The sequence below is a fragment of the Hydrogenophaga sp. PAMC20947 genome (assembly GCF_004795855.1).
Taxonomy (GTDB): Bacteria; Pseudomonadota; Gammaproteobacteria; order Burkholderiales; family Burkholderiaceae_C; genus Hydrogenophaga.
Genome location: NZ_CP039252.1, coordinates 3,968,971 through 3,993,946 on the forward strand (window position 1 = coordinate 3,968,971; position 24,976 = coordinate 3,993,946).

At 58.2% G+C, this 24,976-nt stretch carries 20 protein-coding genes; all 20 read right to left on the bottom strand.

Annotation, left to right across the window (positions count from 1 at the left end):
- Positions 1 to 86 precede the first annotated feature (86 nt).
- Complete coding sequence (locus E5678_RS18140) at positions 87 to 1,064, bottom strand: polysaccharide biosynthesis/export family protein (protein WP_136179830.1); 978 nt, start codon at positions 1,062 to 1,064, stop codon at positions 87 to 89.
- A gap of 206 nt (positions 1,065 to 1,270) precedes the next feature.
- A complete protein-coding gene (gene galE, locus E5678_RS18145; RefSeq protein ID WP_210731944.1) occupies positions 1,271 to 2,302 on the bottom strand; it encodes a UDP-glucose 4-epimerase GalE in 1,032 nt (343 codons plus the stop codon).
- 10 nt (positions 2,303 to 2,312) lie between these two features.
- Positions 2,313 to 3,740, bottom strand: coding sequence for an O-antigen ligase family protein (locus E5678_RS18150; RefSeq protein WP_136179831.1), 1,428 nt, complete (start codon positions 3,738 to 3,740; stop codon positions 2,313 to 2,315).
- Positions 3,737 to 4,252 (bottom strand): NUDIX domain-containing protein, encoded by a 516-nt coding sequence (locus E5678_RS18155; RefSeq protein ID WP_210731945.1) that lies wholly within the window; start codon positions 4,250 to 4,252, stop codon positions 3,737 to 3,739. Before E5678_RS18155 ends, E5678_RS18150 begins: the two co-directional genes overlap by 4 nt.
- 34 nt (positions 4,253 to 4,286) lie before the next feature.
- Entirely contained in the window at positions 4,287 to 5,096 is an 810-nt protein-coding gene (locus E5678_RS18160; protein WP_136179833.1) for a WecB/TagA/CpsF family glycosyltransferase, read from the bottom strand.
- Complete coding sequence (locus E5678_RS18165; protein WP_136179834.1) at positions 5,062 to 6,222, bottom strand: glycosyltransferase; 1,161 nt, start codon at positions 6,220 to 6,222, stop codon at positions 5,062 to 5,064. Before E5678_RS18165 ends, E5678_RS18160 begins: the two co-directional genes overlap by 35 nt.
- Positions 6,219 to 7,382, bottom strand: coding sequence for a glycosyltransferase family 4 protein (locus E5678_RS18170; protein ID WP_136179835.1), 1,164 nt, complete (start codon positions 7,380 to 7,382; stop codon positions 6,219 to 6,221). Before E5678_RS18170 ends, E5678_RS18165 begins: the two co-directional genes overlap by 4 nt.
- Positions 7,379 to 8,437: a polysialyltransferase family glycosyltransferase gene (locus E5678_RS18175; RefSeq protein WP_168708601.1), complete on the bottom strand. Its 1,059-nt coding sequence runs from the start codon at positions 8,435 to 8,437 to the stop codon at positions 7,379 to 7,381. The genes E5678_RS18170 and E5678_RS18175 overlap by 4 nt, the downstream gene beginning before the upstream one ends.
- Before the next feature lie 180 nt (positions 8,438 to 8,617).
- A complete protein-coding gene (locus E5678_RS18180; protein ID WP_136179837.1) occupies positions 8,618 to 9,784 on the bottom strand; it encodes a glycosyltransferase in 1,167 nt (388 codons plus the stop codon).
- 3 nt (positions 9,785 to 9,787) lie between these two features.
- Positions 9,788 to 10,969, bottom strand: coding sequence for an O-antigen ligase family protein (locus tag E5678_RS18185; protein WP_136179838.1), 1,182 nt, complete (start codon positions 10,967 to 10,969; stop codon positions 9,788 to 9,790).
- 64 nt (positions 10,970 to 11,033) lie between these two features.
- On the bottom strand, positions 11,034 to 12,314 hold the full coding sequence (locus tag E5678_RS18190) for a hypothetical protein (RefSeq protein WP_136179839.1): 1,281 nt from the start codon (positions 12,312 to 12,314) through the stop codon (positions 11,034 to 11,036).
- A 445-nt stretch (positions 12,315 to 12,759) separates the two neighbouring features.
- Positions 12,760 to 13,920, bottom strand: a complete 1,161-nt coding sequence (gene gmd / locus E5678_RS18195) for a GDP-mannose 4,6-dehydratase (RefSeq protein WP_136180854.1) — start codon at positions 13,918 to 13,920, stop codon at positions 12,760 to 12,762.
- Positions 13,921 to 13,991: 71 nt separating this feature from the next.
- Positions 13,992 to 14,972, bottom strand: coding sequence for a GDP-L-fucose synthase (locus E5678_RS18200; protein ID WP_136179840.1), 981 nt, complete (start codon positions 14,970 to 14,972; stop codon positions 13,992 to 13,994).
- A 111-nt stretch (positions 14,973 to 15,083) separates the two neighbouring features.
- Positions 15,084 to 16,688: a mannose-1-phosphate guanylyltransferase/mannose-6-phosphate isomerase gene (locus E5678_RS18205; protein WP_136179841.1), complete on the bottom strand. Its 1,605-nt coding sequence runs from the start codon at positions 16,686 to 16,688 to the stop codon at positions 15,084 to 15,086.
- Between the two features lie 128 nt (positions 16,689 to 16,816).
- Positions 16,817 to 18,451, bottom strand: coding sequence for an undecaprenyl-phosphate galactose phosphotransferase WbaP (wbaP, locus tag E5678_RS18210; RefSeq protein WP_168708602.1), 1,635 nt, complete (start codon positions 18,449 to 18,451; stop codon positions 16,817 to 16,819).
- 1,054 nt (positions 18,452 to 19,505) lie between these two features.
- Entirely contained in the window at positions 19,506 to 20,051 is a 546-nt protein-coding gene (locus tag E5678_RS18215) for a hypothetical protein (RefSeq protein ID WP_136179843.1), read from the bottom strand.
- 583 nt (positions 20,052 to 20,634) lie between these two features.
- The gene (locus E5678_RS18225) at positions 20,635 to 22,797 is read right to left on the bottom strand and encodes a hypothetical protein (RefSeq protein ID WP_136179845.1); all 2,163 of its coding nucleotides are present in this window, start codon (positions 22,795 to 22,797) and stop codon (positions 20,635 to 20,637) included.
- Positions 22,794 to 23,651, bottom strand: a complete 858-nt coding sequence (locus E5678_RS18230; protein WP_136179846.1) for a hypothetical protein — start codon at positions 23,649 to 23,651, stop codon at positions 22,794 to 22,796. The genes E5678_RS18225 and E5678_RS18230 overlap by 4 nt, the downstream gene beginning before the upstream one ends.
- Positions 23,652 to 23,681: 30 nt before the next feature.
- Complete coding sequence (locus E5678_RS18235) at positions 23,682 to 24,215, bottom strand: hypothetical protein (protein ID WP_136179847.1); 534 nt, start codon at positions 24,213 to 24,215, stop codon at positions 23,682 to 23,684.
- Positions 24,212 to 24,859 carry a hypothetical protein gene (locus E5678_RS18240; protein WP_136179848.1) on the bottom strand — a complete coding sequence of 216 codons (648 nt, stop codon included), beginning with the start codon at positions 24,857 to 24,859 and terminating at the stop codon, positions 24,212 to 24,214. Before E5678_RS18240 ends, E5678_RS18235 begins: the two co-directional genes overlap by 4 nt.
- Positions 24,860 to 24,976 lie beyond the last annotated feature (117 nt).

The window sequence follows — 24,976 nt, forward strand, 5'->3', positions numbered from 1 at the left end:
GGGCGTGTGACAGGCTGGGGCGCGGGCGGGTATCAGCAGCGGAGCAGGGGGCGCCGCGCGCAAAAAAGGAGAGGAAGGGAAAAGGCTTACTTGAAGGGGTTCAAGGTGCTCAACAGATCGCCAAAAAACGAATCGCGCAAGGCCGTGCGTTTCGGGTCTCGCTTGACCACAATCACATCGTCGGCGTTGATGATCGGGTCGGCGATTTCACCGGTGCGGATCTTTTCCAGATCAAACATCTGGGTGTTGGCTTCGAGCGAGCTGCCGCTGCGAAACAGCATCACCTCGTTGAGCAGCGCGTATTGCCCGCCGCCCCCGGCCAGCGCCAGGGCGCGCAGCAAGGTGAGCGTACCGGTGACGGGGTAAATGCCCGGCTTGGCCACCGCGCCCTCAATGGTGATGCGCTGCGAAGTGAATTCTTTGATGAACAGCGACACCTGGGGGTTTTGCAAAAAGTCTTTTTCGTACTTTTGGGCGATCAACGCCTCGGCCTGGGCGGTGTTGAGGCCGGCCAGCGCCACCGGCCCAATCAAGGGCAGCGAGACCACGCCCGAAGCGTTCACCCGCACCGTGCGCTGCATATCGGGCACGCCGTACACATCGAAGTCCAGCAAATCGCTGGGCCCAATGCGGTAATCGGCCCCCACAGAGGCGGCCGAATTCAGCGGCGGCACACCGCCGCTGCCCGCAACCGGCCCCGCCGGGTCTTGCCCTTTGTCCATGCGCAGGGCCATGCCCGGGTTGTTGGCACCCACTGGTGCATTGGCGTTTGGGTCTAACCCCGTGTACACCGGCTGGCGCGAAGCCTCAACCGAGCGCTGCAAGGGCTCAACCGCCTGGGCGCCCAGGGGCTCACCCATGGGCGAGCCCAAGCGAGTGTCTGAAGGTGAAGGCGCACCGGACCGGCCCGGGGCATTGCCAGGGCCATTGGCCGCAGCGGCCTGTTGCGCCAACGCGCTCGCCGGGGCAGCGCCCGCCAGCGCCAAGCCCAGCAGCAACACCGACGCCAGCGCAGGGGAATGTGGGGGCCGCAGGCTTAAAAACCGGCCAAAAAACAGTCTCATCTCAGGTAACACCTTGTTGCAAAAAAATCAACGCTTCAACCTGAGATTTTACGGCCTTTCGCAGTGAGAGGCGGGTCCTCCCCGGGGTATCTGATCAGCGGGAGGGCCTAGCATCACAATTTCCTGCAGTCTTGTGACTTACTTCGGGTTTGCCGGCCCCGGAAGAACGCCGCCCAGCGGCGGTTGGTTGTTCCCGGGTTCCGGCCTCAACCTGGTTTGAAGCCATGGGGGTTTTGCGATTGCCAGCGCCAGGTGTCGACCATCATGGTTTCCAGATCGCGGGTTGCTTGCCACCCGAGTTCGCTGGCAGTCTTTTTGGGGCAGGCCCAGCATTCAGCCAGGTCGCCCTCGCGCCGCGCCACGATCTTGTAGGGCACCTTTTGGCCCGAGGCGGCTTCAAAAGCCCGCACCAGTTCCAATACGGAATAGCCGAGGCCTGTACCCAGGTTCCAGACCTTCACCCCACTGCAGTTCCCCGAACTCAGCGCCTGCAGCGCCTTGATATGGCCGTTGGCCAAATCCACCACGTGGATGTAATCGCGCACCCCGGTGCCGTCTTGCGTGGGGTAATCGCCACCGAAGATCGACAGTTCAGCCAGCTTGCCCGCCGCCACCTGGCTCACATAGGGCACCAGGTTGTTGGGAATGCCGTTGGGGTCTTCGCCAATCTGCCCGCTTTCGTGGGCGCCCACGGGATTGAAATAGCGCAGCAGCGCCACGCTCCACCGCGGGTCAGACGCGGCCAGATCGCTCAACACCTGCTCCACCATCAGCTTGGATCTGCCGTAGGGATTGGTAGGCGAGCCCAGGGGCGCACTTTCGGCATAAGGCACCGGGGCTTCGCTGCCGTACACCGTGGCCGACGAGCTGAACACGAAGCGAAATACACCCGCGTGTGCCGCCGCCCGCGCCAGCGCTATGCTGCCGGCCACGTTGTTGTCGTAATACGTGAGCGGGTCGCGCACGCTCTCGCCCACCGCCTTGAGCCCCGCAAAATGCACCACCGCCGAAAACGCGTGTTCGGCAAACAGGCGCTCCAGCAAGCCAGCGTCGCGTATATCGCCCGCAACCAACACCGGCTCCCGGCCCGCCAGCTTGCCCACGCGCCGCAGCGATTCGGGCGAGCTGTTGCACAGGTTGTCCAACACCACCACGTCAAACCCCGCTTCCAACAGCGCCAGCGTGGTGTGCGAGCCTATGTAGCCCGCGCCACCCGTGATCAATATATTTTCAGCCATTGTTCAGTTTCTACCCTTCTTGTTTGATTCTTGAAGACCGCCGCTGGGCGTTGGCCTCAGCGTTGACTTCGGGCGCTTGGGCCGGCTCGCGCAGAAAAACCCCCAGCAAAAACGCCGCCATCATGGCGTTGGCCGGTATGTGCAGCGGGTAGTCCACCAGCGCATGCAGCGCCGTGGCCAGCGCGCCCAGCACGCAGGCCACGGCCAACCGATCGGCCTCGGCCCAGCCCCCGGCGCCGCGCCGCGCCCCGCGCGCCTTGCCCACCAACTGCACCAAGCGCCGCGCCACCAGCGCCAACACCAGCGCCGCCAGCGCCACAAACACCACCCCCAGTTCCATGAATAGCTGCAAATAATCGTTGTGGGCCATATCGATCACATAGCCCCCAAGCTCGGCCGGGTGAAACGCTGGGAACACCCACCGGTAACTGCCCAGGCCCGAGCCCCAGGGCCAGTGGGTCATGGCCCCTTGCCAAGTGGCTTCGCGCATCAGACCGCGCACCGCGTCGTCGGCCGCCAGGCGCTCGCCTTCAAACCGGGCCAGCCATTCCAGCCCGCCCGTCAGCGCCACCGCCGCCAGCAGCGCCGCCGCGCCCAGCCACACCCAGCGCTTGCCCCTTTTGCTGCCCGCGCCCGTGCCCCTGCCTTGGCTGGAGCGATTGGGCATGAGCAAGCCCACCGAGAGCAAGGCCGTCAGCAGGCCCGTGGCGATGCCGGTGCGCGATGTGCTGAGGGAAATACATGCCAACAACACAAACCAGGCCCCTCCCCACAGCCAGGGCCTGCCACTTCGGCCTTTGCCTGATTCGTTCCCGCCTTGGGCCAGCAAGCCATACACGGCCAGTGGCACCGCCATCACCAGCAGGTTGCTGTAGGTGTTTTTGCTGGCGTAGGTGCCAATGAGTTTTTCGCCGGATTCCAACCCGAACCGCAAAGCCTCCCAGCCACCGAGTTGCATCAGCCCCATGGCGGCTTGCGCCAGCGCCATCCAAAGCCAAGCCAGCCAGAGCGACCGGGTTTGCGCCGGGCTGGCGCTCAGCCCCAGCAGCCACATGGCCGCCACGGGCAAGCCCACCAGTGCAGCGGCCCAGCCTGCGAGCGGTGTGGCGCTGGATGCCCCCAGCGCATTGAGCAGCAGCACCCAAACAGGAAGCGCAGCCAAGGCAGCGAAACCCCACCGCGAAAGCCCCTTGCCCCAGCCTGCAGGCCAGCGCCCTTGCAGCAGCGCGCCCCAGCCCCAAGCCAGGCACACCAACAGGCCCAGCCATTCCAGCGCCAACAAAGGCACATAGCGGTTGCCACCGCGAATGAGCGTGGCGAAAACAATCAGCGCCAGCGCCAAGCCGAATGCAACCGCAAAAGCCCTGTTGGCCCAATGCGCCTGAGCCGGTGTGTCGCCGCTGATGACCGGGGCCGAAAAGTGTGCAGTGGTGCTCATGCCGCGCTGCCTTTTGCGCCAGCTTCAAAAGCCTTGCCCACCCAGGCCAGGTAGGGCGCTACATGCTCATGCAGCTCGCCTGCGTTAGCGCTCCAAGGCACCCAGCGCCAGGCGCTGTGTTGCTCGCCCACGGGCAGCGCCGGCATCAGTGCTTCCACCTCACTCCAAGTGAGCGGCGCCCAATAGGGCAGGTTCACATAATGCGTGGCGGCCGCTTCCGAAAACGCGCTGTCAGCGTAGAAATGATCCCAGGCACCCATAAGCTGCGCTCTCTCAATCAAGTTGCTAGCCAAAGTCCGGGAAGCGCCTAGCTCAACCATAGCCACGCGCAAGAGCGCAGCCGCCAATGCCTCACCTTTGTGTACCCGCCCGCCCGGTGTGAACCAGGCGCCGCGCGCTGGCGCATTCAGCCGCAAGCCGCAAAGCACAGCCCCGGCCGGATCGATCAATACCCAATCGACAGAAATCAGGGGGAGTGCAGCCATCGCCGCTTTGAATACAGCTTGGCTCAAAAAAGGGCTTGGCGTTGAATTCACTAATTGGCAATCATTTAGCGTTCGGCACACGATTGAACAAAATCTGTTGCATTGAGTACCAAATAAATAAGGTATTTGTCACCAAGTATCGCTTCCAAAGTCGACGAGGTTCGCTTGCAAACCGATGTAACCATTCCAAACCGTTGCGTTGCATCCAAAGAGGTGCGCGCTGAATGGTGCCAGCATGGTAATCAAAGGCAGCACCCACACCAACCATCACCGCGTTAATTCGCCCCCTGTGTTCATCCATCCATTTTTCCTGCTTTGGACAACCCAGACTCACCCAAACCACGCCTGCATTTGAATCATTGATGGCCTTGACTGCGGTTTCATCTTCTTCTGCAGTCAATGGGCGGAAAGGAGGCGAGTAACTTCCTGCGATCCGCAGCGCCGGAAAAGCGGCCATCAACCGATCTTTCAAGATGCTTAAGGTGGCTTCCGAGGATCCATAAAGGTAAATTGCTTCGCCACAGTCAGCGGCATGGGCGCAATACTTCCACATTAAATCCGGTCCATTTATCCTTTGCTGATCGCGCGCGCCCAAGCGGCGCAGCAACCAAGCGACGGGCGCACCGTCTGGTGTCGCCAAGTCGGCATTAAAAATTACTTGAGAAAACTCTGGGTCTTGTCGCGCTGTCACGACGGAGTGAGCATTACATATGCAGACCACCTTGCTTTCGCGTGTAAGCGCCCATGTGCTAATGCTGTCTACCGCCTGATCCCAAGAGATGATGTCGATGGGAATGCCAAAAACGTTCCCAATAGAGCGTTTCAAACTAAGCACATCAGGCCTTGCTTCTTTGGTTGTTATCAATGACATCGGTGTAAATACTCAAAAGTTCCTGATAGTTTCTCTGAGGTGTGTAGCGCTCCTCGTAGCGTTCGCGGGCGGATCTCCCCATTCGAGCCATTTCTTGCGGGTGTTCCTGAGCCCAGCGCATCTTGCTAGCCAAGTCTTCTGCATTGCCGGGTTCAAAAAGCAAACCAGTCACGCCGTCCTTTACCAACTCGGCCATTGCCCCATGTCGGCTTGCTATTACTGGCATGCAACTGCCATAGGCTTCCACCAGCGTGCGGGGAAAGTTCTCATAACAAATGCTGGGCAGCACCAGTGCTATAGCTTGGCTCATTTCAGTACGCACCGCGTCACCTGTCAGGGCACCCAAAGCCTGAATGCCCGGCACACCGTTCAGTAAATCAGCTTCCGGCCCCGTACCCGCCACGCGAACCTGCACTTGAGGCAGGCTGCGGGTGGCATTCACAAGCACATCCACCCCTTTTTCGCTAGACAAGCGGCCCACAAACAAAAAGCCGTTTCGTTCTACCGACGGGAGCGCTTCAAAGTCCACAAAGTTGGGCTTCACTACAACGCGGTCCGCTGGCAAGCCACCGTCAATGAACTTCTTGCGGCAAAACTCATTGAGGGCAATGTAGCGGGTGACTTTTTCGTTCCAGGTGCCCATGGCGCGGTGCAGTGTGACCATGCCTGCCAAAAGAGTGCTTTGCACCTTTGATTCCCGGTAACAACCACGCACGGCGCCGCGCCACGGGACCTTGCCCAAACAGTCCTCGCACACCTTGCCCTCCCGCAAAAACATGGCCTGAGGGCACAGCAATCTAAAGTTGTGCAAGGTCTGAATCACCGGCACGCCCGCATGGGTGGCCGCCCAGTACAAAGACGGCGACACCAGCGGAAACGTGTTGTGCACGTGAATCACGTCAGGCCGCTCGTTCTTGATCAAGGCGGCAAGGTCTTTGCTGGTTTGAGAAGACCACAGCGTTTGCCGCGCCACAGAGATAGCTGGCATGTGGCGGATCTCATCATTGCTTCGGGTGTAAACCGCGACCTGATGCCCGTGGGCACGAAGCAAGTCAACCTCTGCTTCAGCGACGGAGTCTTCGCCACCACGTTGTTGGTAGGTGTTGTGGGCAATCAGTATTCTCATTTGAGTGCACCTGTTTGTTGGTTTATCAAGAATTGCTTCAGCATTGCGCCGCAACTTTCGCCAGAAAACTTGTCTCTAAATCGTTGATATGCAGCGCGGCCCGCCATGGCCATCACTTGAGAATCAAGAATCCACTTCAATATTATTTGTGCGGCTTCGTCGGGATCGTTTAAAGGAATAAAGCGTCCTTCTATACCGTCCGAGAAAACTTCAGGTATTCCCCCAACGGCTGGCGCGAAAATTGGGACTCCGCGAGACAGCGACTCAATGAGAGTAATTGGCAGGTTTTCAATGCGGGCGACATGTAAACAAGCCCTATGGGTTTGAAAACTTTCAGCAGCATTCGCTACAAACCCCAAAAACCGAACGTCATCAGCAACCCCAAGGCGCAGTGATGCTGCTTCCAACATTTGACGGTCTGGGCCATTCCCAATCAATGTCAGGCTAAGTGCAGAACCCAGACGACGCGCTGCAGCAAGAATTTCGAGAGCATATATTTGGTTCTTCCGCGATTCCAATGTGCCCACGCATAAAAGTTCAGTCGCTCCAACGGGTCTGGCAAAACAAACTTTCGGATCGGCAAGAAAATTTGGAATCACCTTCCACGGCACCGACTTCACGCTGGGGATTCTCTTGTAAAGAATCTCCCGCATAAATTCCGAAACAAAAATTATGCCATCAAGCAACGGCAGTTGCTCAGATTCCATTTTTTGAATGAAACGATATACAGCCCCATTTTGTCCAAGTCGTCCTTGTCCAACAAATTCATCTGCTTGACTGATATTGAAGTGGACAACCAATACCACCTTCTGATGCGATCCAAATCGCGCTTCTCTGGCCGCCTTCGAGGATACCGGGCATTGCGCGTAGATAACACAATCATCAGCACCTGCAAGAAAGCTTCGCAACCTTCTCTTCAGAATCCAGCCGTGACCCCATCGATAAAGAAGAACCTCAAAAGATGGCGAGAAACGTGCTGTTAATTTCCTCAAAATCAGCATGAATGTAAGGATGATTCGATCAAGAAGATTCCCATCATGAGGGCACACAAAAATAGGATCGCTGTCGTTTTGCTTGAGAAATGGAAAAACTTCGCGCACATGAGTTTGAACACCCGTTGTGCCATTCCACTGCAATAAAGACGCAATAAAAAAGGTCATAAACGTTGTCCAATTGAATTTGACATAATTGTTTCAAAATTTGCCAAAAAGCTTCCAGTTGGAAATGATTTGACGCCAAATTGTTTCAAGACATTCCTCAACTCAACGAGTGAACCGTTTTCATCAGGAGGTGACACAAGAAACGGCGCAAAGGTGTAAATTGGAACACCATCTCCGAGCAGGCGTGGGGCGTTCAACAACACTGTGCTTCGGAATGAAACCAGTGCCGCTGGCCGGGTGGTTTTTGCTAATATTTCAAAAGGAATGTTAGTTTCCAGTAATTTAAACCCCGCACTTTTCGCAGCAGCTAATTGTTCCAGCGACTCAAAATGGTGAGGTTTATAAATTAGTGGTAAATTAAAGTATTCATTAAGACCATGTGCTAGATTGGTATACAAATCGTTCAAATCAAATCTAGGGTCTAGATGAGGTTGGCCCACAAACATAACTGCGTTCAAGTTTTCTCCTGAAAACTCAATTGAGGATGTGTGAGTAGGTAGAAGCTCTATCTGCTTTCCATGTCGAGATAATAGATCAGGATATTCTGCAATAAGCCCAGCTACGTTCGGCATATCCAGACCATGCGGGTGACCACTAATTGTTAGCCCAAAGCTAAATCCATACATCCATGAAATGCATCGAAATATTGAAAATTTAATCTTCCACTTTATAGGTAAAGTTAGTTCAAGATAAGAGCTAATGCCTTCGGCATAAATATAATGGCGGCAATTTTCATTTTTTGAAAAAATAGCATAGATGGCGTTCATAAGAGGATGAAGTAGCCCTGGATATACTATATCCGTGATCGAAACATCCCATGATTTCAAATGTGTCTGTACGGCCCGAAGTGCGTGAACATTTTTTCTATTTAGCCTTCCAGTTGATGATGGAATGGCTGCAATTTTTGAAAATCCATTCTCTTCCGTAATATCTAAATCTTGCGAAGTACCAGTGAAGATTAGATATGCGCTATTTCCTATTCTATTTTGATAGAAATGTCGGAGCACAAAACTAAGCTGAGGTCTTGTGAAAGCTAAATACAAATAGGTAGCCAAGGTAGTGTTCAGGAAATTTTGATTGAAGCATTGGAGGATTTTAAAAAATAGAAGTTTTGCGTTCAATTGCAAGACATCCATTTTTTATGAAACCCTATTTTGTCACTAAATGATGATGAAGATTTTCTATATAGCTTGAAGTCTATTTAATGAAATTTGTGAATCTATCGGTTAAGATAACTACGAAGCAATTACTTTTTTGATCAAATTTGAGAAATTTTGTACGGATTCATAAAATGTGTGCGACATCAACGATGGGCGAATCTTAGAAAGACTGGGAATTGTTAGTGAATCAAGTGATTTAATAATGCCGTTCATTTTTAGTACTAATTCATCATCGTTGCCATATTTAAATATATCGCCATTAATATTTGAACTAATGAGAGCTTTGGCCCCAACTTTATCCGAGCAAAGAACTGGCATACCCGATAAAAGTGCTTCGTTGACAACAGCCCCAAATGCCTCAAACGAGCTAGGAAGCACGAGCAGTTGCCCCACCCTATACCAAGCATAACGATGTAGCCCCTGCACATTTCCGGCAAAAATCACTCGCGATTCGATTCCAAGATCCTTTGCTAGCTGAATAAGGTTGGATTTCTCGGGACCATGCCCAACTATTACAAGGCGGGTCTCAACTATTCGATCATTGACGTTGCCGAAGGCGCGAATTAGGGCCGCTACTTGCTTTTCTACAGAGAGGCGACCAACAAATAAAATGATCCGTTTTCCTATCAGATTATTAGATTCAGCTAGTGATACGGCCAAGTTTGTAGATTCCTCAAGACCTTTTGAAAACTCCGTTTCTTCCTGCAGCATTAGTGATGACTCAATAGGTATTTTTAAACCATAAGTGCTTCTGTAATACTCAGCTGTCTGACTAGAAAGACATATCACACCGTTTACTCTTGGTAAAGTTAAATGTCGGAGGTATTTTCTAATTTTTGAGTCCAGCAACATGAAATCTGGATTGTCATCGGTCCATATAACGTGTTTCGTTTTCTTTGAAATATGGCAATATATTAATGTGATAATTGTTGCTAATGAAAACTCAGAAGTTACAACAACCTGAGGTTTGAACGTATAAATTTCTCTTAATATGCTGGGGCGAAAAGCACGGCGGCCAAGTAATATAAATCCGTCTGTAAGGTACTTGTATCTAACGCGCAAAGCTGCCCTTAGCGCAGCTTGGTCAAAGTTGTTATTCCAAGAGTTTGAAAACTCAAAACATATTTTTAAATTGAATAGAGATCCCAGTGAGTTAAAAAAGTTAACCCTATACGGTGCAAGCACGGGATGGATGATTAGAAGTTGATTATCTATTTTCATGGTACTTTTCTTTTTAGACATTGCTTATTCCTTATTTTTTAATCTCAAGCAATACTTCACAGATAGGCCTAGAAAAAAGCAAAATGGCGCCATGATTTGCGGACGAAGAATTGCGTCAGTCGTCAGGCCTGCAACTAATAATATGAGAAAGTATGATATCGAAATGCTAGATAGGGTGACGACATTCTTGTTATTGGATTTGAGCAACTGGTAAAATATTTTCGATGTAAATAGAAGTATTGATGTGCAAAAAATTAATCCAATTAATCCAAGTGATACAAGGATATAGAGATAAATGTTATGAGCGTTTGCATCTTCAAGTCCTGCAACCTCTGCAAACCCTGATACAAATATTCGATCGGCGTCTAACCCGGCACCAAATAACTGAGTAGTTAGATCCGATGACAGGTAGCCGGCTATCAGTGCATCCCATATTACTGATCTGCCTTGCGTGTTTGACGCTGAAAAAAAGTCAGTAGTTGAAATTACCAAATAATCACCATTATCTGAAAATGCGCTGATTCCAAAGTACATAACAAGCGAAGCTGCTATCGCTAACACTAAGGTTTTTCCAAATATTGATAAATAATTTATATTGGGTCTATCTTTGTTAGAAATTAGGTAGGCTATTATTGGTAGAAGAAAAACAATTGGTATGAAAACTCGTGCGTTGGTTTGAAGAACTACAATCATTGTAGATAGCCAACTGATAGATAAAAGTTTTATGTTTTTACTTCCAGATAGAATTATTGTCAGCAGCATGCATGCTGATAAAGCCAAGTCGGATTTAAAAAAATAGCCAGCCGTAAAGGTGGATACTCCACCCCAATCCTGGTAGCCCACACCTAGAAGACCCATTCCCAAAAATGCTAACAACGCAATGGAAGCAATTATGGATAGCTTTTCAAGTTGAGAAAACACAAGTAAGTTCATTCTTCCTGCGAAATAGGCAAGCAGAAAGAGGCAGAATTTTATTGTGATTATGAGTGTGTCGTCATTTGCATTGAATAGATAGGAGCTGCAAACATAGAGCGTAAATGAAATTGCGAGTAAATCAATCCCAGTAATTGAGAGTCTCAGTTTTCTGCGTGTTACTTTAAGGAATAAAAGCGCTACAAATATTATTAGTATTTGAGAGGCGCTTAGTATTTTAAATTCCCAGAAATAGTCTGATATGAATCTGGAGACTAAGAAAGCCTCAATCATTCCGGATCCTTTGAATTCACTTGAGTTTTGTGAGGGCGCATCTGTATTGTCATTTTTATAGCGCTTATTTCTGGTTGTCTTTAGCAACTTTATTGTTAGATCTTGTAAGAATTATTATTACCACAATTTCACCCAATCCAAGTCCAATTGGTCCGCCGATTGGGCCGTAAATATTTATCAGAATGAAAGAAATGATAATGCTAAAGAAGCCAGATATAGCTGATGCATAAAAGAATTTCTTAAATTGTTTTATTGCGTGATTGTGGAGTGCTGCACCACTTCGCGCTGCTACCATTAGTGCAGCAAAGCACCACCCATACATCGTCCCGTCGAGATCTTCGTATTTTCCTGAAGTTAATAGTTTTGATATTGGTTCAAAGAAAAAAACAAGTGGCGCTATATATGCTAGGGTTACAAATATAAGTAAGAGGCTAACGGCGTAACCAGTATTCTTGGTGCTTAGGATATTTTTTCTCTGTGCGACCATGCGCGGTAAGATGACTTGATTTATTGCGGGTAATAAAACAAAAGGAGGCGTTAGATATAGCTTGGCCGCATTCATGGTGGCGACGCCTATAGGTCCCATTAATAACGCACCGGTTATTGTGTGAGCTTGAGTTTGAATTGCGTTTGCTATAGTCACCAGCACATACCAACCACCGCCACCACGCCAAGACTCCTTGGCGTCTATCAATATTTTTCCGAACTCCAAGTTTTTCATGGAGATTTCTGATCGAGTGAACCCAATGATCGCACCAATTGCATTGCTGCCACCGTAAATTAATAAAGCGTAATTTGAGTTTATTTCAATTTTCAGTAGTTTTAGGGAGAAAACTATTGCCAGCATCGACATTGCAACCCATGCATTAATTATTACTGCATTTGATTCTTTTTGAAGGGTATACGATTTTCGTATAAAGAAATCTTTATACAAAAATCCAAGCGATGCGATTGCTGTTGAGAAAAAGCTAATAGTTTGTAAATTCTCTCCTTGAAATGCATAACTTGTTATAAGAAATAGTATGAATGTTATCGATACAAGAACTATGCTGAATAGTGTTAAGCCTGCCAGCATTCTTGCAAGGTACGGTAATCTATCGTCTTCTTCTTTGTCCCCGAAATTGACAACCATCTGAGTTAGGAATACTGAGTTACCCAGTCCTGCTAGAAAAAGGCTTATGGCCAAGGCTATTCCATAGAATCCAAAGTCGGAAGGGGTTAGCTCTTTTACAAGGTATATTCCAAAGGCGAAATTTGATACACTGCTCAGACCTTGATTGATAATGCTGGTGGATAAGGCTTTTAGTAGTTTGCCATTCTTTGGAAAGAAAAATAGTTCCTTCATCTTCGTGCCATTTATTTTATGCTATTGTTTAGTTTGTAGAAACTAAGATTTTTTTCCAAAAAAGGTAAGATAATTTAAGGTAGATATTAAAATTGATTTTTGCTTTTGGGGGATATTTAATCAAAAATACCAACCCCATAGATTGATATTTTGTTGTCTATTTGTCGAGGAGTAAAAACAGTATTGATATGAGGGTGCCGTCGTTTTAGGCGTTTCCATAGGTCTTGGACTTATCCAGAGTGGCTTTGAGCTTACGCGGCTGGGTGGGTAGGTAGTGTTTTAGCTTGGCGTCTTCAATGGGGCTTTGCTTGTGGTTAAGCAAGGCCACTATGGCGGGCACGATGTCAATCGCCTCCACCTCGTTGTGCTGGGCCAAGAGCACAGCGTTGCTCAGGCCGACCTAGCCGGTACCGACGATAGCGATTTTCATGGTGTGGGGCCCGGTTTACTCAACGCTGACGTTGACGCGGTAGCCGTGGGTCTTCAGCAGAGCGTGCTGTTTGGCCAAGGCCAGGTCGTGTTCGACCATTTCTTTGCACATGTCTTGTGCGGTGATCTCGGGAATCCAGCCCAGGTCTTTTTTGGCTTTGCTGGGGTCGCCCAGCAGGGTTTCCACTTCGGTGGGGCGGAAGTAACGGGGGTCGATTTTGACCACAATGTCGCCCACCTTTAGGGCGGGGGCCTTGCTGCCAGTAATGTCGGCCACTTTGGCAACTTCGTCCACGCCCGTGCCTTCAAAGGCGACGGTAATGCCCAGTGCGGCGGCGCTCCAGGTAATGAATTCGCGCACGCTGTATTGCACGCCGGTGGCGATGACAAAGTCATCGGCTTTGTCTCGCTGAAGCATCATCCATTGCATGCGCACGTAGTCTTTGGCGTGGCCCCAGTCGCGCAGGGCATCGATGTTTCCCATGTAAAGGCACTTTTCCAGGCCCACAGCGATGTTGGCCAGGCCGCGGGTGATCTTGCGGGTAACAAAGGTTTCGCCGCGGCGGGGGGATTCGTGGTTGAACAAGATGCCGTTACAGGCGTACATGCCGTAGGCTTCGCGGTAGTTCACCACGATCCAGTAGGCGTAGAGCTTGGCCACGGCGTAGGGGCTGCGGGGGTAAAAGGGCGTGGTTTCCGTTTGCGGGGTTTCTTGCACCAGGCCATACAGCTCAGAGGTGCTGGCCTGGTAGAAGCGGGTCTTCTTTTCCATGCCCAAGATGCGAATGGCTTCCAGCAGGCGCAGGGTGCCCAGGCCGTCCACATCAGCGGTGTATTCCGGGCTTTCAAAGCTCACGGCCACATGGCTTTGCGCGCCCAGGTTGTAGATCTCGTCGGGCTGGGTTTCTTGAACGATGCGGATGAGGTTGCTGGTGTCGCTCAAATCGCCGTAGTGCAGCTTGAAGTTGGCGTGTTCAATGTGCGGGTCTTGGTAGATGTGGTCCACACGCTGGGTGTTGAATGACGAAGCGCGGCGCTTGATGCCATGCACCATGTAGCCTTTTTCGAGCAGCAGCTCGGCGAGGTAAGAGCCGTCTTGCCCGGTCACGCCGGTGATGAGGGCGACTTTGGGTTTGTCCCCGTTGTTGCTGTTGCTGGTTTCGTTGTTGCTCGACATATCTTGGGTATCGGTTAGGTTCGTGGTCATCGATTTGCGTCTGCGCTGGCTTGAGCGTTGGCCGGTGGGGCTCAGCCGTTGTGCTTCAGGAAGTCTTGGTAGGCCAGGGCCAGGCCGGTGGCCAGGGGCACCTGGGCTTTCCAGCCCAGGCTTTGCAGGCGGCTGCTGTCCATGAGCTTGCGGGGGGCGCCGTCGGGTTTGGTGGCGTCTTGGTTGATCTGGCCGGTATAGCCCACGGTTTGGGCCACGGTTTTGGCCAGATCGGCAATGTTCAGGTCGCTGCCAAAGCCCACGTTGATGTGGCTGAGCATGGGCTGGGTGTGTTGGGCGTAGGTTTCGGCGGGCAGGTTCATCACGTGCACGCTGGCGGCGGCCATGTCGTCCACAAACAAAAACTCGCGGCGCGGCGTGCCCGAGCCCCAGATGACCACCTCGGGCGCGTTGTTGGCCTTGGCTTCGTGAAACCGGCGAATGAGCGCGGGGATCACGTGGCTGTTTTCGGGGTGGTAGTTGTCGCCGGGGCCATACAGGTTGGTGGGCATCACGCTGCGGTAGTCAACACCATGGCTGGCGCCATATTGCCGGTTGTAGCTTTCGCAGAGCTTGATGCCGGCGATTTTCGCCACGGCGTAGGGCTCGTTGGTGGGCTCCAAGGTGCCGGTGAGCAAGGCGTTTTCCGCCATGGGCTGGGGGGCGAGCTTGGGGTAGATGCAGCTGCTGCCCAAAAACAGCAGCTTTTTCACGCCCTGGCGAAAGGCGGCTTCGATCACGTTGGCCTGGATCATCAGGTTGTCGTAGATGAAATCGGCCGGGTAGGTGTTGTTGGCATGAATGCCGCCCACGCGGGCTGCGGCCAAGTACACCTGGGTGGGGCGCGCTTGCTCAAAGAAGGCGCGAACGGCGGCTTGATTGGTGAGGTCGAGCTCGGCGTGGGTGCGGGTGACGATGGCGCTGGGCGCGTGGCCGGCCGCCAGCAATTGGCGCACGATGGCCGAGCCCACCATGCCACGGTGGCCGGCGACGTAGATTTTTTCGGGGATGGAAGGCGTCATCTATGGGAGCGGCTGGCGCGCGCAGCGCGGGCCAGCGGTCAAGTAAAGAGGTAAAGGGCTGGGGCGGAACGGTGGTGGTGGGGCAAAAAGGCGGGCCGAAAAGGCCGGGGCCTATTTGACAACAACCGGGGCAGCGCCAGCAACAACACTCGTTTCATCGCCCTTGCCGATGCCCGCAACGGGGCCGGGCAGGCCGGGGGCCACGCGGCCATAGGTGTCTTCCAGGCGCACGATGTCGTCTTCGCCCAGGTAGGCGCCCGACTGCACTTCGATCATTTCCAGCTCCAGCTTGCCGGGGTTGCGCAGGCGGTGGATCTCGCCAATGGGGATGTAGGTGCTCTGGTTCTCAGACATCAAAAACACATCGGTGCCGCGGGTGACTTCGGCCGTGCCTTTGACCACGATCCAGTGTTCGGCGCGGTGGTGGTGTTTTTGCAGGCTCAAGCTGGCGCCGGGTTTCACGCCGATGCGCTTGACCTGGAAGCGCTCGCCCATATCGATGCTGTCGTACCAGCCCCAGGGGCGGGCCACTTTGCGGTGGGTGGCGGCTTCGGCCAAGCTGAGCGATTCGAGCAGGCTGACCACGTCTTTCACCTGTTCGGCGCTGTCGCGGTGGGCCACCAGCAGGGCGTCGGGTGTGTCGATGATGAGCAGGTCTTGCGTGCCCAGGGCCACCACCGGGCGGTGGGGGGCGTGAATAAAGGTGTTGGTCGAATGCGGGGCGTGGCCCTGGCCTTCGATGCGGTTGCCTTGGGCGTCGGGCTCGCTCAGATCGGCCACGGCATTCCAGCTGCCCACATCGCTCCATTGGCCACTGAACGGCACCACGGCCACGTTGGCGTGGTGTTCCATCACCGCGTAATCGATGCTTTGTGAACGGCAGGCGGCAAAGGCGCCGGGGTGGGGGACCACCCAGGTGACGGCGTTGGCCGGGTCGCTTGCTGGGTTGCCGCTTCCGTTGAGCGGTGTGCCTGAGGCTTCGGGCAGCGAAGCGCGGCAGGCCGCCAAAATGTCGGGCGCGTGCTTGTGCAAGGCTTTGATCAGGGCGCTGGCGCGCACCAGGAAGATGCCGGCGTTCCACAACACGCTGCCTTCGAGCAGCAGGGCCTGGGCCTGTTCGGCGGCGGGTTTTTCAATGAAGCGCGCCACTTGCCGCGCGCCATCGGGGTGGGGGTCGCCTTGGCGGATGTAGCCATAGGCGGTGCTGGGGAAGCTGGGCACCACACCAAAGGTGACGATGGCGCCGCCCTGGGCGGCGCTCACGCCTTGCTGAACCGTGTGGGCAAAGGCGGCCACGTCGGGGATGTGGTGGTCGGCGGGGCAAAACAGCAGCAGTTGATCGGGCTGGCCGCTGGCTTCGGCTTGCAGGGCGGCCAAAGCCATGGCGGCGGCGGTGTTGCGGCCCACGGGCTCCAGCAACACGGTGGCGGGTTTGGGGTTGTTTTTGGGGTTCGGTGCCTGGGCGCTTTGCAAGGCATCGGCCACCAGAAAGCGGTGGGCCTCTGAAGCCACCACCATCAGGCCACCGCCCAGGCCCTGCACCCGCTCCAGCGTGAGCTGCAGCAGGCTCTTGCCGCCAATGAGGGGCACAAACTGCTTGGGAAAACTTTTGCGGCTGAGCGGCCACAGGCGGGTACCGGAGCCGCCGCACAGGATCACGGGGGTGATGGGTGTGGGGGCCGGGGTGGCTGCGGTGGTCGAGTGGTAAGCGGTCATAAAAAATGCCAACGCCGGCGCGGGGCCGGCTGCAGGGGAATGTGGGGATCAGGGACTATCGGAACAGGGGCGTGGCGGCGGGTGCGAAGGTTGGGGCGTGTGAATTCAGTGTTTGAGCGCGCTGGGTTTCAGCTGGCGCCTTCCTGTTTCACGACCACCCGCACGGTGCGCAGCAAGATCACAAAGTCGGTCCACATGGACCAGTTGCGCACATACCAGAGGTCCATGGCGATGCGGTGCTGGAAGGTGCTGGCGCTGCGCCCGCTGATCTGCCACAGCCCGGTGATGCCGGGGCGGGCTTTGCCGTAGGCGTTGATGCTGTTGCCGTATTCGCCCAGCTCGCGGGGCAGCAGGGGGCGCGGGCCCACGATGCTCATGTCGCCGCGCAACACATTCACCAGCTGGGGCAGCTCGTCGATGCTGGTGCGGCGGATGAACCGGCCAATGGCGGTCACCCGGGGATCGTTGGCGAGCTTGAAGTTGCTGGCCAGGTATTGCACGTAGAGGGCTTCGTTTTCGGTTTTCCAGCGCTCCAGGGCGGCGTCGGCATCGAGCACCATGCTGCGGAACTTGATGAACTTGAACAGCTTGCCGTCTTTGCCCACACGCTGCTGCGTGAAAAACACAGGGCCGCCGCCTTCGCGCTTGATGCGCCAGGCCACCCAGGCAAACAGCGGGGCCAGCAACACCAGCAGGGCGCTGGCGCCCACGATGTCCAGCACACGTTTCAGAAACTGGGGGCCGCGGCGCGACAGGCTGTTGCGGGCGCGCAGCAGCAGCACTTCATGGCTGAAGAAGTGCGAGACCTCCATGCCCAGCATCGGCAAACCGTTGAGGGCGGGGATGATGATCACGTCGTCTCGGGTGAGCATGAGCTCTTGGGTGAGCTCGCGCAGCCAGTGGTTGTCGCTGAAGCCCAGCACCGCCACCACCTGGTAAGCCCCGGGCTGGGCCAGCAGCTGGCGCACGGCGGGGGTCAAGGCGATGGGGGCCAGGGTGATCGGGCCCAGCTGGGTGAGGCGTTCGCCGGGATCGGGGCAGACCACGGCCACCGGGGTGTAGCCCAGGAATCGCTCGCTGGCCAGGGCGGTGGCGGCTTGTTCCAGGTCTTCCGGGCGGCCCAGCAGCACATAAGGCTGGGTCAGCTTGCCGGCTTTCAGCAGGCGGATGCGAATGGACAGGCGCGCCAGCGGCAGGGCGCTGAAGATGAGCAGCCAGGTGACCCCGGTCCAGAGCCGGGAAAACTGCCACTTGCCCAGGTACATCAACACGGCATCGGCCATGGCCGCAATGATCACCACGGTGACCATCTGGCGGGCTTCGTCCCACCAGGGCTTGCGGCGCGAAGCGGTGTAGTGGCCCTGTACCGAGCCCATCCAGCCGATCATGCCCACCACGACCACGGCAAAAATACCCAGACGCAGCGGACCACCACCGACCCACCAGATGTTCATGGCCTCGGCCAGGCTCACTTCTTGGCGCAGCCACATGGGCAGGCGCCCGACCAGAAAACACAGCCAGAAGACGCTGAGATCGGTGGCGACCAGCCTGGCCTTGGTCCAGGACTGGTTGCGGCCCCAATCGGCCCAGGGGGCGAGGGCGCGGGCGAGCTCGTGGTCGCTGCGCAGGGGCACCACGGTATCGCGGGGCTCACGGGGTCCGTTTGGGTCACCGCCTTGGGAGGGCTGCGCTGGCTGGGCCGGGTTGTAGGCCGAGCCTGCCTGCAACGGATCGGGCCTGGGGTGTTGGGCGGTGGCGCTCATGCGAGGGCGCCTGGATGGCGGAGCCAGGCTTTGGGGCCGCTGCCGAGTGCCATGCTGAAGCATGCGCTCAAGGTTTCAAGGGCGCGGCCGAAGAAGCGATAGCCGAGGCTTTGGGGCGTGGAAATCACCGGCTGCAAACAGCCAAGCGCAAACCCAGGCAAAAGCCCAGGCGCTTGGGCGTTCGCCTGCCCCTCGTTCGAATCTCTATTCGTGCTCAGCAATGGCCCGTCAGTCATGGCGCTCAACCCCTCCAGCGTGTTTTTTCTATTGGGAGGAATGCCCGGCCCCCCCAAAGCATTCCGCCCCCCCTTCATTGCCTGCAGCCGCATGCCCAAAGGCGCTGGTCAGCGCCTGGGGCCTGTTGAGGCCATAGGTTCCACCTCGCCAAGCGAGACATGTCCATAAAAGCCTAGGGGTATCCCTTAAGTCTAAGGGCTCTAATTACTTTTTGTAACACCGTTGGTCGTATTCACACGATTGGGGGACAAGCTTGGGCATGGACTTGTCTATTGGTGTGAACTGTGAGCATTTGTTGCAGCGCAGCACAAAATGGCGGCGATATGCCTTTTGAGAGCAAACGGTGCGCAATTTTTAACGCTATTTTGGGGTGTTGGCACACGCGCTGAGGCCAATGGCGCCCCGCAAAGGGGCGCCGGCGGGGGCTGAGCGCGCTGGGATGGAGCCGATATCGCCGCTGGTGCTGTGGTGGAAAAAACACGCGACTGGGCGATTGACGCCCTGCCAATTTGGGTACCCCTTGCACAGTACCCAAAGGCCAGGGCCTGAAACTTTGGCTTGATCGCAGGGGGGCGAGCCGCTGCCCGGGGATGGTTTGGGGTGGTTAAGCCAAAGGTACCAAGGGGGCTTGTGAACGCATTGCCTGGGTTGCCGTTGCCGTTTCGACGGGCTTGGGCCGACCGGGGGTGGGTCGGTGGCGGTGGCAAGAAGGGTGGCAAGAAGGTTGGCTGGAAGGGGGCATGTGCCTGTCCCTGGGCCGCCCTTTCTGTGTGCGCTTGTCGCTAAGTCGCTAACCGCTTTTGCTTCGTTGCTTCGCTCAGAGCGCCGTGATGTCGGTTTGCACGGGCCAGGCCATGGCGGTAACGGTTGTGTTGGCGTTGGCTGTGGCCTGGGTGGTCGTGGCGCTGATCGCGGGCTTGAAGCTGTGTTGCAGCAGCAGGCTGTAGCGGCCGGGGCGGCTGGCGCAAAGGCGGTAGCCTTCGGCGGTGGGGGTGAGCAATGTGCCGCTGGCCTCGGCGGTTTGCAGCTGCCACTCGCCAGCCTGGGGCTGGTTGCGGCGCAGGGCCACGCAAAAGCCGTGTTTCATGTTGGACACCACCACCAGCCGCTGCTGACCCACCAGCGCGCCATCGGCCGAGGCCTGGAGCTGGCTGGGGTGGCTGTTTTCCAGCCCCCGCATCACGGGGGGGGTCACCACCCGAAACTGCAGTGTGGCGCTGGCGCCTGAGCCCCCGGCCTGGCCACCGCTGACGCTGAGCCCACCTTCGGCCCGGGCCATGACCGGAACCAGGGCCACACCGGCGGCGAGCGCCAGCAACATGACCCAAAAGCGCAGAGGACTGGGGCGGTGCAAGGTGGTCATGCCTAAGGTATCGGCACACCTTTGAGGAACTTGAAGCGCTCAGAAAAACATTCCGTGCAAGCCGTTCATTCGAGCCTTGTGGATGGGGGGTTCTGGTAGGGCTGAGGTGAAGGAGGTAGGGGCGTTGGCGGTGAAGTGGGGGGCGCAAGCGATCCGGCGCCGGGCCGCCCCAAGCCGGATCAGCGCCCTCGGGGGGCAGCGACCCGCAACGCGGCGGGGTGTGGGGGCACGCAAGCGATCCGGCGCAGGGCCGCCCCAAGCCGGATCAGCCCCCTCGGGGGGCAGCGACCCGCAACGCGGCGGAGCGTGGGGGGCAAGGAACCAACGGGACCGGCGCCGGGCCGCCCCAAGGCCCAGCCCCCTCGGGGGGCAGCGACCCGCAACGCGGCGGGGTGTGGGGGCGCGCAAGCGATCCGGCGCCGGGCCGCCCCAAGCCGGATCAGCCCCCTCGGGGGGCAGCGACCCGCGCCAGCGGCGGGGTGTGGGGGCACGCAAGCGATCCGGCGCAGGGCCGCCCCAAGCCGGATCAGCCCCCTCGGGGGGCAGCGACCCGCGCCAGCGGCGGAGCGTGGGGGCTAAAAGCTCATTCGCTCCGCTGCACCGGCAAGCTCAGGCGGGTGGTTTCTCGCAGGCGCACTTCAACCAAGGCCTGGCCTTCGTTGACCACGTTCCAGGGCAGGGGCAGGGTTTCGTTGCGCAGGGTGACGGTGCGCGGACCGGTGCCCACCAGGGGGAACGAGAAGCGGCCTTGGGCGTCGGTGCGCACGCCGTAGCGGTTGTCGATAAAGACGGTGACATTGGGTACACCGGTTTCGCTGGCTTCCTGGGTGCCGGTGCGGTTGGCGTCGTAATAGACCACGCCTTCGATGAAGCCACCGCCCTCAAAGGCCTGGCCGCCCAGGGGCACGCTGCGGCTGCCGGCTTCGAACTCATAGCGCAGCACCACATAAAACGAGCGGTCGCTGTCGCTTTGCGATGCGGTGGTGGTGATGATGGGGGCGAGGGGGTCTAGCGAGGTGGTGGTGGTGACGCTGCGGCCCAGGCTGCGGTTGAAGTTGGCGTCGAGCGTCCAGCGGGGGTTGATGCGCCAGTTGCCGCCCAGGCTGAGGGCTTGGCGGTTGCGCCCGAGCTGGCTGCGCTCGAGGCTGGCGGTGGCGTTGAGGCTGGCGCGGCTGCCCACGGGGGCGTTGAGGGCGGTCGATGCGGTCCAGAAGCGGTCGCTTTGGGTGAGGCCTTCTTCCAGTGTGTCGCGCTCAACGCCGAGGCCAACGCTGCTGGAAACGGTCCAGCCCTGGGGGGCGGACCAGTCTTGGTCGTAGGTCAAGACCTGGCTGCGGGTTTGATCGCTGTCGCCGCCGGCGAGCTCCAGCCGCAGGCCGCTGTTGCCCCAGCGGTTGTCAAAGCGCCAGTCGCCGTAGGTGCTCCAGGCGTTGCCGTCGAAGCGGCGCACCGAGCCGCCGGCGCCCACGTTGCTGCTGCGGTCAAGGCGCCAGCGCGCGCTGGCCGAGGCGTAGCTGCCGGCGGCGCGATCGCCACTGATGGAGCGCAGCCAGTCGATCGAGCCTTCGGCCTGCCATTGGCGGGTGCGCCAGGCGGTGCTGACGGCGACGCCCTGGAGGTCGTTGGGCATGGTCTGGCCCGCCCAGCTGAGGCCGGGGTCGAGGCGGTAGAGGCTGAGGCCGTGGGTGCGGGGGCCTTCGTCCCACTGGCTGTCGACCCAGAAGCCCTGAGCGCTGCGGGCAATGGTGCTGGTTGTGGTGGTGGTCGCCGTGGATGTTGCTGTCGATGTGGCCGGGACATCCGACGCGCTGGTGATGACCTGGGCCTGGATGCGCTGGCCTTCGCTTTCATGGCGGGCCGCGAGCAGGGTGGCGCTGGCGGCGGTTCGCAGGGCGGATGTGGAGGCGGTGGTTGAGGTGTCGGTGGATTGCACCAGGCCACTCAGATCGCTGGCGTTTTCATGCTGGACGGCGAGGGTCCAGCCGGGGAGTTTGAGCGAAGGCGTGTTGTCTGGGGCGCCGCCGCCAGGGCGCCATTGCGCGCCCAGGGTATGGCGGCGTCCGCCCAGCCCGGTGAATCCGGTGGAGGGCAGGCTTTGCAGCTGGCCGGGCTGGCCGCTGCCGGCGATCACGCTGAGCCCCTGGCCTGCGTTGCGCCATTCGCCGCTGGCGCCGAGCAAGGTGGCCGACGGCAGGTAGACCCGCCCGGGCAGGCGGCTCAAATCGGTGGCGGGCGCGTTGATCACGCCGCCTTCGTGGTTGCCCACCCAACCGCCTTCGAGCGGCAGGCCGCGCTGGCGCAGGGTGAGGTTGCCGCTGCTGCTGCTCGGGGTGTAGGCGCCGTCGAGCGAGAGGGCGCCGTGGTTGGGGGTGTCGATCAGGCCGTAGAGGGCGAGGCTGTTCTGGGTGCTGCCCTCGGTGTCAAACGGCTGGGTGCCGACGCGGGACTCCAGGCGCAGGAAGCGCGGCCAGCCCGAACCGTCGTAGGGCTGGCCACTGGGCGCGCTGCTGGCGGCGGGGGCCAGGCCTTCAATGACGCGGTCCTGGTAAGGCGCGGGCTCGGTGGGGCTGGCGGCGGCTGGGGCCGCAGTGGGGGCCTGGGCGCCGGCGGGGCTGGCGATCCAGCCCAGAGCCATGAGGCCCAGGGCTGCAGCCCCTTTGGGCCTGAGGCGCCGATGGGGCTGAACAACCCCAAGCCTTTCGACAGCCTCAGGGCCGGTCTTCCCCAGCCAGACCCGGGGTTTCATGGGGCGAAGCGGTGATCGATGGGCATGCGTTGATCGGCCCACTCCAGCTGGCCGCTGACGGTGATCGGGAACAGCATCGTGGGCGGGGCTTTGTCTTGCTCGACCACGGGGTTGAGCTCGATGCGGCGGCTTTCTCCGGGGAGTATGGGCATGTCGGCCGGGGCGAGCTCCACGGTTTTGCCGCTGGCGTCGGTGGCGTTGACAAAGCCGTCGAGCCGGCCGGTGGCGTTGCCGGTGTTGCGCACATTGAGGGTGGCTGTGGGCTGGCCTTTGAGGGTGACCACTTGCTGGCCGGTCAGGGTGAGCTCGGGCTTGGCGCCCCCCACGGCGGCGTAAACGATGACGCCAATGCGCCCGCTCACGGGGAAGCTGATGTCGCCGGTGATGCGGGCGGGGTCCAGGCCCTCGATCATGAGGGCGAAGCGGCATTCGCGCGGCGGGGTGCCGGGCGGGGGGGTGATCTCAAAACGGTAGCGGTAGGCGGCGCCCCCGGCCAGGGTGAGGTCGCGCCGTTCAATGGCCACCCAGGGGCGGCAGCTGTCGGGCGCGAGTTCGTTGCTGAAGGTCACGGCGTTGTCGGGGCCGAGCGTCCAGTCGCTGGTGTAGAAGCGGTATTGGCCGGGCTGGTTGCCCACGTGTTGCAGCTCCAGCACCTGTCGCAAGGGCTCACCGGGCTGGACCTGCACTTCAAACCGGGGCGGCGAGACATAGGCCGCGAAGCCCTGGGCCAGCGCCGAGGGCGCCGCGAGGGCGGCCCCGGCGAGCGCCGCGGCCGATGCGCAAGCGCGCGCCACATGGCGGGCTGAAAAGGGGTTGCCGGCGGGGCGACGAAAGCGGGGTGAGAACACGGTCATGCAGGCATGCAGTCTTGCAGGTAAGGAAGGTCAGCGGGCGGAGGTTGAGGCGGTGGGCGCCAGGGGGGCGTCTGCGCCGTCGACGTCGAGCTCGAAATAGAAGTTGAGGCGGCGGCTGGAGGTTTCCCAGTCGGGGGCGGAGCGCAGGCGCACCTGGATCTGGTCTTGCAGGGTGCTGCCGGCAATGCGCCCGGCGTAGACCAGGGCGCGTTCGCCCGAGACCAGCCGGCCGGCTCGCAGGGTGCCGTTGGTGGTCCACTCGGCTTCCATGCTGGAAGCTTGGTCGCGGGGCAAGACCATGTAGACGCGGCCGGTGCGGCCCACCCAGTCGCTGGTGTCAATGCGGACGTTCACGCGCACCCAGGCTTCCACCCCGGCATCGGGCTCGGCGCCGGTCTGGGCGCGCCACTGCATTTGCGCGCTGGCGGGCACGGTGTGGCTGAGGGCATCGTCGAGCCGGTGCGGGTTGGCCACGGCGGGGCCGCTGAACAGCAGCAGGGTGCCGATCAGGGCGGCGACCAGGCTGGGCAGCGGCCTCAGACTGCAGGTTTGGCTTGGGTTCATGGGCTGCTCAGCGTGTAGGTGACCTGCCCGGTGTAGGTGCCGGCGGCCCGCACGGTCTCATTGGCGTAGACAAAGCTGTGGCAGTTTTCGATGTAGGTATTGGCCCGGATAGAGGCCAGCGTGAGCGAACCACCATTGAATGCGCCCGCAGCGATCACATTGCTCTGGGCGCTGCCCGAGGCCGATACGCTCCAGCTGATCTGGGAAAACGGAATGGTGTCGCTGTTGTCGTTGACGAGGTTGGCGGGCGATGTCACGCGCAGGGTGGCTCTCGCCGGGCCGTCTCTGCCGTTGTTGCGGCGGTAAGAGGCGCCGATCAGGATCTGGCTGGCCGGGTTGGGGCAGGTGCTGTAGCCATCGTAGAGGCTGCGCGACTGGGTGCTGTTGGTGGTCATGGCCTGCGGATTGCCGCCGATGAGCTGGGCACTGGTGAGGGTGGACGAGACGGTGTTGACGGTGCCGTTGTTGCCATCGTATGTGCCATTGCCCACGTGCAGGAACACGCGGCGCGAGGCCGAGGCGAGCGACAGGGTCCAGGCGTGGGCGCTGGTGATCTGAGACAGGCACACCAAGGCGAGCGCAGCGGCCCGCCAGGCGCCGCGTGAGGGGTGCAGGGCGGCGGTGCGGTGCAAGGGCGTGTTCATGAGGGTTTCATTGTCTACCAGCCGGCGTGACGCCGTTGCGGCAGCGGATGGGGTGCACGCTGGATGGTCTGAAAGGCAGGGGGGCGGCAAGGGGACGGCTCGGAATCGCCAAGGGCG

Bases quoted from the DNA above. Each gene is read 5' to 3' on its own strand.
- E5678_RS18140 (WP_136179830.1), bottom strand. From the start codon at position 1,064: ATGAGACTGTTTTTTGGCCGGTTTTTAAGCCTGCGGCCCCCACATTCC.
- galE (WP_210731944.1), bottom strand. From the start codon at position 2,302: ATGGCTGAAAATATATTGATCACGGGTGGCGCGGGCTACATAGGCTCG.
- E5678_RS18150 (WP_136179831.1), bottom strand. From the start codon at position 3,740: ATGAGCACCACTGCACACTTTTCGGCCCCGGTCATCAGCGGCGACACA.
- E5678_RS18160 (WP_136179833.1), bottom strand. From the start codon at position 5,096: ATGTCATTGATAACAACCAAAGAAGCAAGGCCTGATGTGCTTAGTTTG.
- E5678_RS18165 (WP_136179834.1), bottom strand. From the start codon at position 6,222: ATGAGAATACTGATTGCCCACAACACCTACCAACAACGTGGTGGCGAA.
- E5678_RS18170 (WP_136179835.1), bottom strand. From the start codon at position 7,382: ATGACCTTTTTTATTGCGTCTTTATTGCAGTGGAATGGCACAACGGGT.
- E5678_RS18180 (WP_136179837.1), bottom strand. From the start codon at position 9,784: ATGTCTAAAAAGAAAAGTACCATGAAAATAGATAATCAACTTCTAATC.
- E5678_RS18185 (WP_136179838.1), bottom strand. From the start codon at position 10,969: ATGATTGAGGCTTTCTTAGTCTCCAGATTCATATCAGACTATTTCTGG.
- E5678_RS18190 (WP_136179839.1), bottom strand. From the start codon at position 12,314: ATGAAGGAACTATTTTTCTTTCCAAAGAATGGCAAACTACTAAAAGCC.
- gmd (WP_136180854.1), bottom strand. From the start codon at position 13,920: ATGTCGAGCAACAACGAAACCAGCAACAGCAACAACGGGGACAAACCC.
- E5678_RS18200 (WP_136179840.1), bottom strand. From the start codon at position 14,972: ATGACGCCTTCCATCCCCGAAAAAATCTACGTCGCCGGCCACCGTGGC.
- E5678_RS18205 (WP_136179841.1), bottom strand. From the start codon at position 16,688: ATGACCGCTTACCACTCGACCACCGCAGCCACCCCGGCCCCCACACCC.
- wbaP (WP_168708602.1), bottom strand. From the start codon at position 18,451: ATGAGCGCCACCGCCCAACACCCCAGGCCCGATCCGTTGCAGGCAGGC.
- E5678_RS18215 (WP_136179843.1), bottom strand. From the start codon at position 20,051: ATGACCACCTTGCACCGCCCCAGTCCTCTGCGCTTTTGGGTCATGTTG.
- E5678_RS18225 (WP_136179845.1), bottom strand. From the start codon at position 22,797: ATGAAACCCCGGGTCTGGCTGGGGAAGACCGGCCCTGAGGCTGTCGAA.
- E5678_RS18230 (WP_136179846.1), bottom strand. From the start codon at position 23,651: ATGACCGTGTTCTCACCCCGCTTTCGTCGCCCCGCCGGCAACCCCTTT.
- E5678_RS18235 (WP_136179847.1), bottom strand. From the start codon at position 24,215: ATGAACCCAAGCCAAACCTGCAGTCTGAGGCCGCTGCCCAGCCTGGTC.
- E5678_RS18240 (WP_136179848.1), bottom strand. From the start codon at position 24,859: ATGAACACGCCCTTGCACCGCACCGCCGCCCTGCACCCCTCACGCGGC.